The organism is Desulfovibrio sp. Huiquan2017 (assembly GCF_017351175.1).
Classification (GTDB): domain Bacteria; phylum Desulfobacterota; class Desulfovibrionia; order Desulfovibrionales; family Desulfovibrionaceae; genus Pseudodesulfovibrio.
This window is the reverse complement of record NZ_JAFMPN010000005.1, coordinates 141824-157771: the sequence shown is the minus strand read 5'-3', so window position 1 is coordinate 157771 and position 15948 is coordinate 141824. Positions and strand designations below refer to the sequence as shown.

Annotated in this window: 17 protein-coding genes; 15 read left to right on the top strand and 2 right to left on the bottom strand. The window is 60.4% G+C overall.

The annotated features are described in order from the left end of the window. Positions 1-138: 138 nt before the first annotated feature. From J0909_RS05700 to J0909_RS05655, 10 genes are all read left to right on the top strand, one after another. The gene (locus tag J0909_RS05700) at positions 139-1203 is read left to right on the top strand and encodes a TAXI family TRAP transporter solute-binding subunit (RefSeq protein WP_207261207.1); all 1065 of its coding nucleotides are present in this window, start codon (positions 139-141) and stop codon (positions 1201-1203) included. A 282-nt stretch (positions 1204-1485) separates the two neighbouring features. Then, a complete protein-coding gene (locus J0909_RS05695; protein WP_286181804.1) occupies positions 1486-2214 on the top strand; it encodes an amino acid ABC transporter ATP-binding protein in 729 nt (242 codons plus the stop codon). A gap of 38 nt (positions 2215-2252) precedes the next feature. Then, complete coding sequence (locus J0909_RS05690; protein ID WP_207261205.1) at positions 2253-3059, top strand: ABC transporter substrate-binding protein; 807 nt, start codon at positions 2253-2255, stop codon at positions 3057-3059. 78 nt (positions 3060-3137) lie between these two features. Beyond that, positions 3138-3905, top strand: a complete 768-nt coding sequence (locus J0909_RS05685; protein WP_207261202.1) for an amino acid ABC transporter permease — start codon at positions 3138-3140, stop codon at positions 3903-3905. A 10-nt stretch (positions 3906-3915) separates the two neighbouring features. Then, complete coding sequence (locus J0909_RS05680) at positions 3916-4632, top strand: amino acid ABC transporter permease (protein WP_207261200.1); 717 nt, start codon at positions 3916-3918, stop codon at positions 4630-4632. Positions 4633-4777: 145 nt separating this feature from the next. Continuing rightward, positions 4778-5416, top strand: coding sequence for a precorrin-8X methylmutase (locus J0909_RS05675; RefSeq protein WP_286181803.1), 639 nt, complete (start codon positions 4778-4780; stop codon positions 5414-5416). A gap of 234 nt (positions 5417-5650) precedes the next feature. After that, positions 5651-5938 (top strand): 4Fe-4S dicluster domain-containing protein, encoded by a 288-nt coding sequence (locus J0909_RS05670; protein ID WP_207261195.1) that lies wholly within the window; start codon positions 5651-5653, stop codon positions 5936-5938. A 5-nt stretch (positions 5939-5943) separates the two neighbouring features. Next, positions 5944-7089 (top strand): 2-oxoacid:acceptor oxidoreductase subunit alpha, encoded by a 1146-nt coding sequence (locus tag J0909_RS05665; RefSeq protein ID WP_207261194.1) that lies wholly within the window; start codon positions 5944-5946, stop codon positions 7087-7089. Positions 7090-7093: 4 nt separating this feature from the next. After that, positions 7094-7948, top strand: coding sequence for a 2-oxoacid:ferredoxin oxidoreductase subunit beta (locus tag J0909_RS05660; protein WP_207261192.1), 855 nt, complete (start codon positions 7094-7096; stop codon positions 7946-7948). After that, positions 7945-8550: a 2-oxoacid:acceptor oxidoreductase family protein gene (locus J0909_RS05655; RefSeq protein ID WP_207261191.1), complete on the top strand. Its 606-nt coding sequence runs from the start codon at positions 7945-7947 to the stop codon at positions 8548-8550. Before J0909_RS05660 ends, J0909_RS05655 begins: the two co-directional genes overlap by 4 nt. 66 nt (positions 8551-8616) lie before the next feature. Here the strand turns inward: J0909_RS05655 and J0909_RS05650 are convergent, their stop codons facing one another. Further along, complete coding sequence (locus tag J0909_RS05650) at positions 8617-9261, bottom strand: FlgO family outer membrane protein (RefSeq protein WP_286181802.1); 645 nt, start codon at positions 9259-9261, stop codon at positions 8617-8619. Positions 9262-9352: 91 nt separating this feature from the next. Beyond that, positions 9353-10192 (bottom strand): purine-nucleoside phosphorylase, encoded by an 840-nt coding sequence (locus tag J0909_RS05645; RefSeq protein ID WP_207261189.1) that lies wholly within the window; start codon positions 10190-10192, stop codon positions 9353-9355. Positions 10193-10282: 90 nt separating this feature from the next. On the opposite strand from J0909_RS05645, the gene J0909_RS05640 reads away from it, so the two are divergent. The 5 genes from J0909_RS05640 to J0909_RS05620 are packed head-to-tail and all read left to right on the top strand — an operon-like array spanning position 10283 to position 15898. Next, positions 10283-11038 carry a motility protein A gene (locus tag J0909_RS05640; RefSeq protein ID WP_207261188.1) on the top strand — a complete coding sequence of 252 codons (756 nt, stop codon included), beginning with the start codon at positions 10283-10285 and terminating at the stop codon, positions 11036-11038. Next, complete coding sequence (locus tag J0909_RS05635) at positions 11035-11781, top strand: OmpA/MotB family protein (RefSeq protein ID WP_207261187.1); 747 nt, start codon at positions 11035-11037, stop codon at positions 11779-11781. The genes J0909_RS05640 and J0909_RS05635 overlap by 4 nt, the downstream gene beginning before the upstream one ends. A gap of 39 nt (positions 11782-11820) precedes the next feature. Then, positions 11821-12201 (top strand): PilZ domain-containing protein, encoded by a 381-nt coding sequence (locus J0909_RS05630; protein ID WP_207261186.1) that lies wholly within the window; start codon positions 11821-11823, stop codon positions 12199-12201. 2 nt (positions 12202-12203) lie between these two features. Beyond that, on the top strand, positions 12204-13628 hold the full coding sequence (locus J0909_RS05625; protein WP_207261184.1) for an ATP-binding protein: 1425 nt from the start codon (positions 12204-12206) through the stop codon (positions 13626-13628). A gap of 2 nt (positions 13629-13630) precedes the next feature. Further along, complete coding sequence (locus J0909_RS05620; RefSeq protein WP_207261182.1) at positions 13631-15898, top strand: acetyl-CoA carboxylase carboxyl transferase subunit alpha/beta; 2268 nt, start codon at positions 13631-13633, stop codon at positions 15896-15898. Positions 15899-15948: the final 50 nt, after the last annotated feature.

Below are 15948 nucleotides of genomic sequence, written 5' to 3'. Positions count from 1 at the left end.
TCTTTCGGAGCGTTCTTTCCGATATGGAGCGGGTTGGTTTGCCTGATGTCGGAAAAGGGCGTATTCTCTGTCTAATGGACAGCACTCCAGCGTGTGTCCGGTTGCGTGGCAACAACCCCAGCAATGAGGAGAGGAACCATGATGGTGTTCGCCAGGGTAATGATAGCGGCGGCGATGTTGTTGGTTTCGGCGGCCTTGCTGTCGGCCTGTGGCGATGCGCCGGTCGAGGAGAGGGCGCACGACGTTGACCCGGGAAAACGCGCGGCCGCACCGGCCGGAACTCCGTCCGACGCCCACACGGCTGCGGATCCCGTATTCGTGACCATCGGCACCGGCGACATCTCCGGGGTCTATTATCCCCTCGGTGGGATCATTGCCAACATGGTCAACTTCAAGCGCGACAAGTACAATATCCGGGCCACGGTGGAGTCCACGGGTGGGTCGGTGTTCAACCTCAACGCGGTCATCGCCGGGGACCTTCAGTTCGGCATTGCCCAGGCAGACCGGCAGTTCCAGGCTGTGCATGGCATCGCCGAGTGGCGGGAGCGGGGGCCGCAGGAGAAGTTGCAGTCTGTATTCTCCCTGCATTCCGAAACCGTGACCTTGGTGGCTGGGGAGGATTCCGGCATTCGAGACATCCGCGATCTCAAGGGGCACCGGGTCAACATCGGCAATCCGGGGTCGGGCCAGCATCAGAATTCCCTGGATGCCTTTCGGGCGGCGGGACTCGATCTGTCGGGCGTCGAAGTTGTGGAGGGCAAGGTCGCGGAAGCCGTCGAGATGTTTGCGGCGGGTGCCCTGGACGCCTTCTTCTACACCGTGGGGCATCCGTCGGCCGCTATCCTGAAGATCGTCCAGGGCAAGCGCAAGGTACGCATCGTGCCCATCGTCGGGGTGGATACCCTGTTTGTCTTGCATTCCTACTATGTGCCGTCGCGCATCAACATGCAGTACTACCCGGGAGTGGCCAATGCGGGGCATGACGTGGAGAGCTTCGGCGTCAAGGCCACCCTGGTGACGTCGTCCGACGTCCAAGACTCCGTGGTTTACGCCGTAACCCGCGAAGTCTTCGAAAATTTCGAGGCCTTCAAGGCGCAGCAGCCGACACTCTCCGGATTGACAAAAAACGGCATGTTGCAGGGTTTGTCCGCGCCCATTCACCCCGGGGCGATGCGTTACTATCGGGAAGTCGGTCTGCGCTAGGCTGTTTCCGATCCGTCCCGCCGTGATGCCGTGGCCGGTGTTTGCCAGGGAAATAGTGCAATGCGGTCTTTCCCGGGGGGCGGTATGCCCCGGGAAACGATGTGGGATTGTCTCTTTTCGGGTGTTGACAAAGTTGTATTTTCCCCCGGACACCTTGACTTTATTTCCGTTTCGGACAATATTTTTTATCTGTGACTGGAGCCTTGTCGGCCTGTTCGGATACTCGGCGAACGGGAGGGGGCTTATTTTTATTTACACATTCAGGTCCGGAGACAGCTGCAAATGGCAATGATTGACGTGCAGAAACTGCACAAGTGGTATGGCGATTTTCACGTTTTGCAGGGGATCACCGAATCCGTAGACAAGGGCGAGGTGCTGGTCATCTGTGGTCCGTCCGGTTCCGGCAAGTCCACTTTCATTCGCTGTATCAACCGACTTGAGGAATATCAGAAGGGGCAGATCCTGTTCGACGGGAAGAATATCCTGGACAAGGACGTGAATATCAATGACCTGCGGGCCGAAATCGGCATTGTTTTTCAGCAGTTCAATCTTTATCCCCATCTGTCGGTGCTCCGGAATGTCACCCTGGCGCCCACCAAAGTAAGAAATATGCCCAAGGATCAAGCCGAGGAGATCGCCCTGCACCTGCTCGAACGGGTGGGCATCCACGACCAGGCCCACAAGTATCCGGCGGAACTCTCCGGCGGTCAGCAGCAGCGCGTGGCCATCGCCCGGTCCCTGGCCATGAAGCCCAAGGTCATGCTCTTCGACGAGCCCACCTCTGCGCTGGACCCGGAGATGATCAACGAGGTCCTCAATGTCATGAAGGATCTGGCCCGCGAGGGGATGACCATGCTTTGCGTGACCCACGAGATGGGCTTTGCCCGCGAAGTGGCCGACCGCGTCCTGTTCATGGACGGCGGAGTGGTCGTGGAGCAGGCCGCGCCCGACGAATTCTTCCGCAATCCCCAAAACGAGCGCACAAAGAACTTCCTGAAGGAAATTCTTTAATTGGCATACCCCGGACATCTTAAGAGAGAGGAGGATTCATGAAACGTTTGGTATTGATTCTGGCTTTGGTCCTGTCGTTCGCGTTTGCGGCCAACGCCGCGTTCGCCGGTAAGCTTGAGGACGTGAAAGCCAAGGGCGTGCTGGTCTGCGGCGTCAAGGACTCCGTCAACCTGTTCGGCTTCGTCGATCCCGACTCCAAGGCACTGGTCGGCTTTGACGTGGACATCTGTAAGTACATCGCCGACAAGATCGGCGTGAAACCCGAGTTCAAAGTCGTCACCTCCAAGAACCGCATCCCCATGCTGGCTCAGGGTTCCGTGGACATCCTGGCCGCCACCATGACCCACAAGTTCTCTCGTGACGAGCAGATCGACTTTTCCATCACCTACTTCATGGACGGCCAGAAGTTGCTGGTCGAAAAGGGCTCCGGCATCACCTCCACCGCCGATCTGGCCAACAAGAAGGTCGGCACCGTGAAGGGCTCCACCTCCGAGAAGAACATCAAGGCCGCGCAGCCCAAGGCCCAGGTCATCTCCTATGACGAGTACCCGCAGGCCTTCATGGCGCTGAAGCAGGGCAAGGTGAAGGCCGTGACCACTGATTCCGGCATCCTGGCCGGTCTCAAGGCCGGTGACGACAATCCCGCGAAGTGGGAAATCGTCGGTGCTTTCTTCTCCTCCGAGCCTTACGGCCTCGGCGTTCCGCAGAATGATTCCGAATTCCGCGATTTCGTCAACAAGAGCTTGAACGAGATGTGGTTGGACGGCACCTACCAGAAGCTGTTCAAGAAGTGGATGGGATACGACCTGCCCGCCGGCTGGGAGATGGAACTCTGGCCCATGTAAGATTCTGTTGATCCGATTTACCGGGAGCGCTTAAAGCGCTCCCGTTTTTTCCAGAAACCTCAACAGACGGACTTTATTTTGGATTATACGTTTCATTGGGCCAGGATGTTTTCGGGCGAACCCGCACAGTGGATGTGGGACGGGTTCTGCACCACTATACAGATTTCGACGATCTCCCTTGTTTGCGCCATGATTCTGGGCGTCATTATTTGCATCCTGCGCATGACTCCGTTCAAGCTCTTCAAATGGTTCAGCCTCGCCTACACCGAGTTCTTCCGCAACACGCCGCTGCTCGTGCAGATCTTCTTCTGGTACAATGCTTCCCATTTCGTCATCCCCAAAGCCATCAACGACTGGATGAACGACCTCTACTCCTGGATTCCCGGCCCGTTCACCCTTTTCGGCCATCATTTCGTGGGCGAGTGGATGCTGCTCAACGTCGAATTTATCATGGGGGTCATCGCCCTGACCGTGTACACCTCGGCTTTCATCGCCGAGGAAATTAGGGCGGGCATCTTTTCCATCCCCAAGAACCAGCTTGAGGCGTCCCGCGCCGTGGGGCTCTCCTTCCTTCAGGGATACCGCTACGTGATCCTGCCCCAAGCCCTGCGCATCGTCATTCCGCCGCTCATTTCCCAGGCGTTGAACCTGATCAAGAACTCGTCCCTGGTCATGGTCCTGGGCGTCACCGACCTCATGTACCAGGCCACCCAGATCGAGTCCTACCACGCCATGCCCTTCGAAGCCTTCACCGTTGCCCTGTTGATCTACCTGGCGATCTCCCTGGTCGTCTCGTTCTGCATCACCATGTACAACAAGCACTTCATGATTCAGGTCATGTATTAGGGGGGAGGCCATGCATTGGGATATCGCATTTAGCAATCTGGACTATTTCCTCTACGGGACCACCTCTTTCGACTGGCGCTTCCCCTTCATTCACAATCCGGAAGGGTTGGTGGCCAGCGTCATCCTGGCCTTCTTCGGCATCTTCGGCGCCTTCTGGATCGGCCTGGCCGCCGGCCTTATGCGCATGTCGCGGCGCTGGTGGGTGAAGATTCCCGCAGTCTGCTACATCGAAGTCATTCGCGGCATGCCGCTTCTGCTGCTCATATTCTGGTTCTACTACCTGGCCCCGGTCATCACCGGGCAGACCATGCCCGCCTTTTCCACGACTATGTTCTGTTTCATGGTCTTCACCGGGGCCTATGTGGGCGAAATCGTCCGCGCGGGCGTCAAGGCGTTGCCCATGGGCCAGATGGAGGCCGCCCGGTCCACCGGACTGTCCCACGCGCAGGCCATGAAGCTGATCATTCTGCCCCAGGCTCTGCGCAACATGATCCCGTCCTTCGTCAACCAATTCGTTTCCCTGACCAAGGACACGTCCCTGGCCGCCATCCTCGGCGTCATCGAACTGACCCGCACCGGTATCCAGGTGGACAACCGTGAGACCGTCGCATCCTTCGAGATTTGGATCACCATCGCCTGTCTGTATTTTCTGATCTGCTTCATCTTGACCTCCTACAGCCGCCGTCTGGAGGCCCAATTGTCCCGCTACCAGGCGCGGGATCGTTAGGAAACGGGAGCGGGGCGGCCCGCAAAATGGATTGCCGACAGCCGAAACGGTCCGGGGAACGAGTGAAAAGAGTTCCGGGCCGTTTCGTTTTTTGGGAAAAAACCGGAGTGAAAATGATGAAAAATTGTACCGGGAGGGTGCGGTCTTGACTGGAATAACCTTTCAAAGTTTTCAAAAACCCGAGGACATCGAAGCGGAATCCTTTCGGATCATCGATTCCGAGGTGCCTGAACCGCGTCCCTTTCAGGGGCCGCAATGGGCGATCGTCCGCCGCATGATCCACACCACGGCGGATTTTGAGATGCTTTCCTTGGTTCGCTTTCATGAAAAGGCCGTGGAAAACGGACTCAATGCCCTGAAAAACGGGGCCGTGATCGTCACCGATACGGAGATGGCCCGGCGCGGCATGCCCGTGCGCAGGCTCGATCCGCTTGGCTGCGCCGTGCACTGCCTGATGAACGACCCGCGTGTTATGGCGCGGGCCAAAGCCGAGGGCATTACCCGGGCCAAGGCCGCCGTGGACGTGGCCGTGGCCGAACTGAAGCCGGATATTTGGGTGATCGGCAACGCGCCCACCGCGCTTATCCGGCTGGTGGAGCACGCGGACAACGGCGCCGCAATCCCCGCGCTCGTCGTGGGCATGCCCGTGGGATTCGTGAACGCGGCCGAGTCCAAGGCGCTGCTCATGAGCAGGGACATCCCCTATATCTCCGTGGAAGGGCGCAAGGGTGGCAGCGCGTTGGCCGCCTCGGTGATCAACGCGCTGGCCGTGCTCGCCGCCTGATTTTTGTTTTTTTCCTTGTAAAAAATGCGCCCGGAGGGATTTCCTCCGGGCGCATTTCGCGTTTTTTCGCGTTTATTTTTTGCAAGGGAAAATCAATTTTTCGAAATCGTTGGACAGGGTGAAAAAACCTGTTAGAAAATCAACTGGGTACCGTAAGGAACGGATGCCTTGGGAGATTTTTTTTCGTCTTGCTCGGGCCCGGCCCGAGGAATTTCAGCAGCCCTGGAAGGAGCTATGTCCCGTAAGAACAAAGGCAGGAACAAAGTGACCGTCTACCCGGATTGGTGCAAAGGCTGCGGCATTTGCGTCGAATTTTGTCCGGGCAAGGTCCTCGGCCTGAGCCTGGAAGGCAAGGCCGTGGTAGAGCGCGAGGAAGACTGTATACGGTGCGGATTCTGCGAACTGCATTGTCCGGATTTCGCCATCGTGGTCAGCGACAAGGAACCCATGGAAAACGGGCTGTCCGAAAAGGACGCCGAAGCCGTGCCGCCAAAGAAGAAACCGGCCGGGAAGGGGGCTTGACCGACATGCCCAGACCAAGGAAACGCACCGAGATATTCGCGTTGGGCAACGAAGCCGTTGTCGAAGGCGCGCTGTTGGCCGGATGCTCGTTTTTCGGCGGGTATCCCATCACCCCGTCCTCGGAGATCATGGAGATCATGGCCGCCCGCCTGCCCCGGTTGGAGGGCGGCGTATTCATGCAGATGGAGGACGAAATCGCCAGCATGGGCGCGGTCATCGGGGCCTCCCTTTCCGGGCGCAAGGCCATGACCGCCACTTCCGGTCCCGGCTTCTCGCTCATGCAGGAGAACCTGGGCTACGCCGTTATGGCCGAGACCCCGATGGTCCTGGTCAACGTCATGCGGGGCGGGCCGTCCACCGGGCTGCCCACCAGTCCGGCCCAGGGGGATGTGCAGCAGGCGAGATGGGGCACCCACGGCGACCATCCCATCATCGTTTTGTCCGCCTCCAACGTGCAGGAGTGCCTGGACATGACCATCACGGCCTTCAACATGGCCGAGAAATACCGCACGCCGGTCATCCTGCTCCTGGACGAAGTCACCTCCCATACCCGCGAGAAGATCGAGATTCCCAACGAGGGCGAGTACGAGGTCTTTTCGCGCACCGTGCCGTCCATGCCGCCCGAGTGGTACAAGCCCTACGAGGAGACCGTGCGCGGCGTGCCGCCCATGCCGCCCCTCGGCTCAGGCTACCGCTTTCACGTCACTGGCCTGACGCACGACCGTAACGGGTTTCCCACCCAGCGGCCCGAGGAGGTTGTGGAACTGATGGAGCGTATTCATCGCAAGATCGATCAATTTTTCTACGACATCCAGATCGTCGAAGAGATCATGACCGAGGACTGCGACGTCTGCGTCATTGCCTACGGATCGGTGGCCCGTTCGGCCGAACTGGCCGTTCAGCAGGCCCGGAGCCACGGGGTCAAGGCCGGGCTGCTCAAGCTCATGACCCTGTTCCCGTATCCCCGCAGGCAGACGGAAAAGATCCTGGCCCACGCCAAGACCCTGGTGGTCCCGGAAATGAACATGGGCCAGATGTCCCGCGAGGTGAAGCGCGTCAATATGGGCCATGCGGCGGTCAGGACGATCAACCGCGTGGACGGCCAGATCGTCACGCCTTCGGAAATCTTCAAGGTCATCATGCAGGGGTAGCCGTATGAGCAACATCACCGGAAACGAAATCATTCACCAGTATCTGAGGCATAATAAGAAGTTCCCGCACGTCCTCTGCGCGGGTTGCGGCCACGGCATCGTGCTCGGCACCTTGATCCGTTCCATCCATTCGCTGGGTATTCCCAAGGATGACGTTGTCGTGGTGGCGGGCATCGGCTGCTCGGGGCGGCTGGCCGTATACGTGGACTTCAACACCGTGCACACCACCCATGGGCGCGCATTGAGCTTCGCCACGGGCATCAAGATGTCCAATTCGCATCTTCATGTTATCGCCCTTATGGGCGACGGTGACGCCCTGTCCATCGGCGGCAATCACCTGATCCACGCCGCCCGGCGCAATATCGGCGTCACGGCCATGATCCTGAACAACAGCATCTACGGCATGACCGGCGGGCAAAGTTCCCCGGCCACGCCCGAAGGGTCCACCACCATGACCAATCCCTACGGCCAGTTGGACCACAGCTTCGATATCGTGGAGTTGGCCAGGGGCGCGGGGGCCAATTACGTGGCCCGCGGCACGGTCTTCCATGTCAATCAACTGGAAAAGATCATGGTCGAGGCCTTGGAACGGCCCGGATTCAGCCTGGTGGAGGCCGTCACGCCCTGCCATACCCAGTTCGGCCGCAAGAACAAGTACAAGACCCCGGTGGATATGTACAAATGGCTCAAGTCCACGGCCATCCCCCTGGAGCGCTACAACGAATTGCCCGAGGACAAGCGTGCGGGCCGCATGCCTATCGGCGTGTTCGTGGACCGGGGGCGGCCCGGTTACGAGGAGCGTTACTACGCCATGCAGGAGAACTTCCTCAAGCAGGCCGCAAAGGGGGCAGGTAGATGAAGGCGCAACAGGAACTCGACCGTTTTGAAATCCGTTTCTCCGGCCTCGGCGGCCAGGGGATCATCACCCTGGGCAAGATCATGGGCCAGGGCCTGGCGCTGGGCCACGGCTACAACGTCACCCAGACCCAGAGCTACGGGCCCGAGGCGCGTGGCGGCTCCAGCAAATGCGACCTGGTCATCAGCTCCAGCCGGATCAGTTATCCCAAGGCAGAATCCCTGGACCTGCTCGTGGCCCTGTCCCAGGAGGCGTGCAACGCCTACTTCCCGTATCTCAAGAAGGGCGGCATCCTGGTCATCGAATCCGACCTGGTCAAACAGCCGCCCACCAACCAGTATATCGGGTTGCCCTTCACCCGCCTGGCCAAGGACAAGATCGGCGTGGTTCAGGCTATGAACACCGTGGTTCTCGGCGCGCTGTCCTTCCTCCTGCCCTTCATCAATCAGGCCGCCATGCGCAAGAGCATGGAATCCGTGCTCCCGCCCAAGATTCGCCCCTCGAATACCAAGGCCTTCAACCTCGGGCATCGGCTGGCCAAGAAGGAATGGGGCGAGGATGCCAGCGAAGTCTGGCGCGTTGAGGAATATGGAGAAATCGACTGACCCCGGAGCGGGTCGCGTACAACCAAAGGGACGTCGCCGATGCGGCGTCCCTTTTTCGTGTCTTGGCTAGTCGTTAAACGAGGTTTTGACTGTGGGGGTGAGGCCCTGGTCCTGGGCCGAGAGCTGCGGGAGCATCTGGCGCACGCTGGCGGTGATGGGCAAGGTCCAGTTATGGGCCGAGACAACGATGGAATCCACCAGGCGGACGACCCGGGCGGTCATGTAGACGTACTGGTCGGCGATGACGTAGGAGCCGACCAGTTTGGCGGACCGGGGCGGCAGTTGGCGGGAGGAGCCGGCCAATCCGGCGGCCTTGCCGTAATCCTCGCCCGTGACGCCGACGGCGTAGGTGAAGTCCGTGACGTTGGGTGTCCCCGCGTTGACGTGTACGCCGCGCTGGACCAGGCGGTCAGCGATTTGATCGGTCATGGTCCGGCCGAAAACCGACGTGTCGCCGGGGTCGTTCTCATTGGTGAAGGGGGTGATGAATATGGCGGCGTCGGGGCTCAGTTCGTGGCTGGCCACGTTGGCGTAGAGGGTATCGGCGGCCCGGTAGTTGAGCTCGATGATTGGGACGGACGCGGTGTCGTGGTAGGGCTGGGCCGTGGGCGTGGTGTCGAACACATAGTTGAAGGTTCCCGTCGTGACGCCTTTGGTGTCCTGCCACATACGGTTGCCGCACCCCGCCGTGAGGAACAGAAGAGTTGCCATCAAGATGCTCAAGGCCGTTTTGTTCATGTCGTCGTCCCGGTCGCTGTTTCTTTTTGCCGTTGGCGTGCCGTGGGGTGAGACACCCCAAAATTTATTCGGCAGGTTGGGGGATTTCCTTTAGGATGGCCCGCAGAAGTTTGACCATGGCGGCGGAGGATTTCTCCGCCTGGGCGATGACCCTGTCCAGGGGGGCCTCCTCCATGCAGTCCGGCAGATTCTTGTTGGTCAGGCAGGATAGGCCGAGGATGCGGATGCCCATGTGGTGGGCGGCGATGGCCTCCATGCAGGTGGACATGCCGATGGCGTCGGCGCCCATGATTCGGTACATGCGGGTTTCGGCCGGGGTCTCCATGTTCGGGCCCATGACCTGCATGAACACGCCTCGTTCCAGGCGGACGCCCAGTTGCAGGGCCTTGTCCACGGCGAGTTCGCGCAGGGCCGGATCGTAGACCGCGCACATGTCCGGGAAACGGTCGCCCCAGGCGTCCACGTTGCCGCCGCGCAGGGGGCTTTGGCCGGTCAGGTTGATGTGGTCTTCGATGAGCATGGGACAGCCTACTTCAAAGGAGGGATTGAGCGCGCCCACCGCGTTGGTCAGGACCAGAGTCCCGACGCCCAATTCGCCGAGCACCCGGATATTATGCGTGACCTCCTGCGGAGTGAATCCCTCGTAGAGGTGGAACCGGCCGTCCAGGGCGAGTACGGGGGTGCCTTCGATGGTGCCGGAAATGAGGCGTCCCGCATGGCTTTTCACCGAGGAAACCGGGAAATGGGGAATGTCGCCATAGGGGACGATGACCGGGTTCGCGATGGCCTCGGTCAAAGGACCCAGCCCGGTCCCTGTGACAAAGGCCACGGTTCCAGCTTGAATTTTGCCTAGCTTTTCATGTATGTATGCGGCAGAATGCTGTATCTTCCTATGGTATTCCATGCTGGCTCCTTTGGCTTGGATGCGCCGTCGGGCGGGGGAGAAAGGTTGCGAAAACGGATCGATCAGACACGCGAAGGATAGGCACGCTTTATGGACATCGTGACGTTATTGGGGCTCGCCGTAGGCTTGTCGCTCATCATCGGAGCCATCATCATCGGTGGGGCTGTTGATGTTTTTATCAATGTTCCCGGAATGATGATTGTTATCGGCGGGACCTTGGCCTCCATCCTGGTGGCCTTTCCATTCGAGGAGATCATACAGTCCTTCAAGGCTGCGTTCAAGATGTTCAGCGGCCGTAAAAGCCGGGTCCGTGATGTGGTCAACATCATGGTCAAGGTGGCCGAGATCAGCCGCCGCGAGGGACTCGTCGCCCTGGAGCACGTCCAGACCGAGAACATGGTCCTCAAGAAGTCCTGCCAGCTCATTGCGGACAATGCGGATCCCGCGCTCATCCGTACGACCCTGTCCATCGAGATCAACTCCATGCGCCGCCGCCACCAGGTGGCCCAGGACGTGTTCAAACGGCTGGCGAGCCTGGCGCCGTCCTTCGGAATGATGGGCACGCTCATCGGCCTGGTTCAGATGCTTTCCCAGTTGAGCGATCCCAAGTCCATCGGTCCGGCCATGGCCGTGGCCCTGCTGACCACCTTTTACGGCTCGGCCATGTCCACGCTCTTTTTCATTCCCATCGGGGCCAAGCTCAAGGCCCGCACCCTGCAGGAGCAACTGCACCTGGAAGTCATCTTCGAGGGGGCCAAGTCCATCCTCGAAAACAATAATCCCCGCCTGGTCTATGAGAAGTTGTCCTCCTTCCTGTCACCGGCGGAACGCGAGACCCAGCGATGAGTGCCGAATACGATGACGAACTGCTCCTCGACTTTACCGAGGACGATGATGAAGGTACGGAGTGGTTGACGACCTTCGCCGATCTTTCCATGCTGCTCCTGGTCTTTTTCGTGTTGCTTTATTCCATGTCCACCCTGGACAATAAAAAGTTCTCCGAGACCTTTTCCTCGGTGACCATGGCCCTTCAGGGCAAGATGAACAAGATTTCCACCAGCCGGATCACCCGGGAGGAAGCCGGGGTGCTTTTGGATCAGGCCATGATGCGCCGCCAGATCATCGAGTCCCAGCGAAAGGTCTTCGCCGAGGTCAAGACCTTGCAGACCAAGAAGGGCGTGGAAGGGCTGGTGTCCGCCAATTTCGAAGACGGGGTCATCACCCTGCGCGTGCCCGGCGACGTCATGTTTCCGTCCGGGCAGGTGGAACTTTCGCCCAAGGGGGCACAACTGGTGGCCGAGCTCAAGGACTTTTTCATCAAGCACAAGGATCAGAACATCAAGATCCTCGGCTACACGGACAACGTCCGGCCCAGCGGCAATGGACGCTTCAAGGACAATTGGGAGGTCTCGGCCATGCGCGCGGTCAACGTCCTGCGCGAACTGCTCAAGATGGGCCTGGAATCCACCCGGTTGACAGCCACGGGATTGGCCTACCTCAATCCGCTCTATCCTAACACTTCGGCGGAGTACCGGGCCAAGAACCGGCGGGTGGAATTCGTCCTGGAAAAGCGGGTGTCCGGCGACTAGAGCCGTCGGCGATTGCCTTGTATTCTCAATGGGGGAGTAATGGATTTCAATATACAGTTGCCGGATGACGAGGAACGCCTGCGCAAGGCTTTTCGTACCAAGGTCCCAGGGTTGACCGCCCGGTTTTCCGAGCTGGGCGTGGCCTTTGACGTGGCCGACCTGAGCGCCACCGGCTTTGCCGTCATCGACAAGGGCGGGCGGTTCACCGAAAAGAGCGGCTACGACCTGGAGTTGCTGATCAAAAACAAGTTGTTCATCAGCGGAATCAAGGCCATGTGCATCCGCGTGCGGGGCAACGGCCTCGTGGGCTTGAATTTCGTGGAGCTGGAACGGCAGAAGCAGATCAAGCTCGATAAACTGGTGCTCGAAGTACAGAAGAGACTCATCGCTCTGCGCAAGAAAAAGCGCGAGCAAGGCTGATCGTGCAGAACAGGGACATCGACCGTCACAAGGTCCTCATCGCCAACCGAGGCGAGATCGCCATCCGGGTCATGGGTGCGTGCGCGCGCCTGGGCCTTGATTTCGTCTGCGTGTGTACAGCCGCCGACAAGGAATCCGGCCATGTTCGTCTGGCCCGCGAGCTGGCCGGGGATGGCGCGGTCTATACCATCACGTCCTATCTGGACGCCAACGAGATATTTTCCGTGGCGGACGCCAGCGGCGCCACGGCCGTGCATCCCGGCTACGGTTTTTTCGCCGAGGACTTTCGCTTCGCCCGGCGCGTGGTCCGACGGGACCGCCCCATGGCTTTTATCGGACCCAGTTGGTGGGTCATCCGCGACCTGGGCGACAAGATCAACACCAAGCGTATCGCACGGTCCCTGGACGTACCCACCGTGCCCGGCTCGGACCGGCCCGTGTACAGTGAGATCGAGGCCGACGAGATCGCCTCCTCCCTGTTTGAATTTCAGGCCAGCCAGGGCATCGTGGACGGGGTGATTATGGTCAAGGCCTCGGCCGGCGGCGGCGGCATGGGGATCGAGGAAGTGGGCGACTTCAACGAGTTCCGCTCGGTCTTCCGGCGCATCCGCAACTACGCCAAACGCAATTTTGGAGACGAGGGCGTGCTCATTGAGCAGCGCATCTTCGACTTCAACCACCTGGAGGTCCAGGTCGTTTCCGGGCGGGGAGGGCAGCAGCACGTCCATTTCGGCACGCGCAACTGCTCGGTCCAGTCCACGGGCAAGCAGAAACGTATCGAGGTCGCACCCGGGTTCGCTCCGGACGTGGTCTCCTACACCTTCGACGCTGCCCGGGTTTTGTCCGAGATCACCGACCATTCCCTGGCCATGGCCCGCGAGACCCACTACGACAACGTGGGCACCTGGGAGTGGATCATCACCCCGCGCGGCGAGCCATTCCTGATGGAGGTCAATACCCGCATCCAGGTGGAGAACGGCGTCTCCGCGGTCATTTCCCGGGTCCATGGGGAGCCGGTGGACATTATCACCGAACAGATCCGGTTGGCCCTGGGCGAACCGCTGCGCTACACCCAGGAGGACATTTCCTTTGAGGGCGTGGGCATCGAGTATCGTCTGGTGGCCGAAAACACGGCTGATCGGTTCACGCCGTGCGCCGGGACCATCACCCGGTTGGCCTGGCCGGAGCGCGAGTGGCTGCACGTCCATACCCACGTCCCCACGGACCGGCCCTACGAGATCCCCATGGAATACGATCCGAATCTGGCCCTGGCCATTGTCTGGGGCGCGGACCTGGCCGAGGCCAAGTCGCGCGGGCTGGAGTTTCTGGACAATCTGGTCCTGGAGGGGCACGGTGCCGGTTCCAATGAATTTTACAGCAACATCGAGTACCTGAAGGCCAAGACCGGCAGGCTCCTGGAGTTCTGAGCATGGATAGGGAACGGAGAATCCAGGGTCTGCGGGACCGTCTGACGTACATTCAGGACATCTTCGCCAATCGCGATGATGACTCCATTCGTCTGCTGGCCGCCAAATTCGGCGAGATGATGGAGCGGCATCGGTCCGTTCCGGGCGGGACCAAGCGCGAGGAGCTGGCGCGCATCGACGATCTGTTTGATTTTTCGGAGCGTAAGCTCGACACTACCCTGACGCCCATGGACAGGGTGCGCATCGTTCGCCATCCTCAGCGCATCTGCCTCAAGGACATCCTGGAAAACGTCTACGACAACTATACCGAGATCGGCGGACGGGGCGAATACAACATCGACCCGAGCATGCTCATCGCCCGGGCCGTGTTCTCGCGCCGGGTGGGGGACAAGGTCATCAATCAGATGGTTATGGTCATCGGCCAGGAAAAGGGCCACGGCGAGGCCTTCCGCAACGGCGGCTCGGTCAAGCCATGGGGCAACGCCAAGGCCCTGCACTACATGAAGGTGGCCGAGACCGAAAACATTCCGGTGCATACCTTCGTGTTCACGCCCGGGGCCTATCCGGTGGAGGACTGGCCGGGCGCGGCCCAGCAAATCGCCCGCAACCTCTACGAACTGGCCGGGTTGCGCGTGCCGGTGGTGGCCGTGTTTTCCGAGGGCGGCTCGGGCGGCGCCGAGGCCATCGGCCTGGCTGATCGCCGGATCATGCTCTCGCACGGTTATTACTCGGTCATTTCGCCCGAGGGTGCGGCGGCCATCGAAGCCGGCCTGCGCAGCGGGGACCGGGCCACTCCCGAACTCATCGAGAAGTGCGCCCGCCAACTGCGCATCACCGCCGAAGATAACCTGCGCAACGGCTATGTGGACCGCGTGCTCCAGGAACCGCCGCTGGGCGCGCGGCCGTACCACTACGATTTTTTCCGCGAACTGCGGCGCGAGCTTATCCAGACCACCAACGAAGTAGTCAGTTCGGTCAAGTCCATGAAGCTCTACCGGGCCATGGCCGTGCGCACTTCCAAGACCGACGACGCCGAGTCCATCTACATGCGCTGGACTCTGTCTTCGTCCGCCCTGGACCGGCTGGTGGACCAGCGGCAACGCAAGTTTCGGGCTATGAGCCGTCATGCCCGCCTGGACGGGACCGGCGTGGTCAGCCGGGCCGTGGCCGCCACCAAAGGGACCATCTGGGCCGCCCATTCCTTTCTGCGCTATGACCTGCTCGGCCGCCAGAAGAGGCGGCTCAACGCCGTGTTCGAGGACCTCGGGGCCGAGGCGCATCTGGTCCGGCACAAGGTGCTCATGCCGCTCAAGAAGGCCATGGACCGCATGTTGCCCGGCAACGGCGGGGTGCAGCCCAAGGTGGGCGAGGCCGTGATGGATCGGCTGACCCGGCTCTCCTGTCCCGAGGACGGGGCCTGCCTGGTGGGCAGCGAGTGGGCCTGGACCAGTCCGCGCAGCCAGGAGGACCGGACCATTTCCTGTCCCAACGTGAGGACCCATCATTGTCCGGACCTGTGGGTGCCGGACCTGTTCGGCGATTTTGCCGGGGTCTGCCCGTCCTGCGGCCATCATTTCCCCATGGAGTATCGCTGGTACCTCCAGAACGTCTTCGACTACAGCGAGTCCAAGGAGTTCAACGGCCAGTTGGAGTCCATGAATCCCTTGGGCTACGAGAAATTCGATACCAAGCTGGACAAGGCCAAGGAGCGTACCGGACTCAAGTCCGCATGCATCACCTTTGAGACCTCCATCGAAGAGGTGGACGCCGTGGTGGCCGTGCTCTGCGCACCGTTTCGGGGCGGCTCGGTGGGGGCGGCCGAGGGCGAAAAGTTCATCCGTGCGGCCGAGCGGGCCACGCGCAAGCGCCAGCCGTTCATCGCCTACGTGCACGGCACGGCGGGCATCCGCATTCAGGAGGGTGTCAACGGGGTCATCCAGATGCCGCGCTGCACCATCGCCGTGCGCCGTTACATCGACGCGGGCGGCCTGTACCTGGTGCTTTACGACACCAACTCCTATGCCGGGCCCGTGGCCAGCTTCCTGGGTTGCTCGCCCTACCAGTTCGCGGTCCAGTCCTCCAACATCGGCTTCGCCGGGCCGGGGGTCATCTCGGAGACCACGGGCATCAGTGTGCCGCCCAATTATCACAAGGCCTATCACGCCCTGTCGCGGGGCCACATTCACGGCATCTGGGACCGGCGGGAAGTCAAGAAGAACCTGCACCAGTCACTCCTGACCATGGGTGGGCGCAACCTTTACTATCGCTGAGTTTTATGAGACACCCCGAGCGCGCCCCGTGTTTGAAACAAACGCGAAAC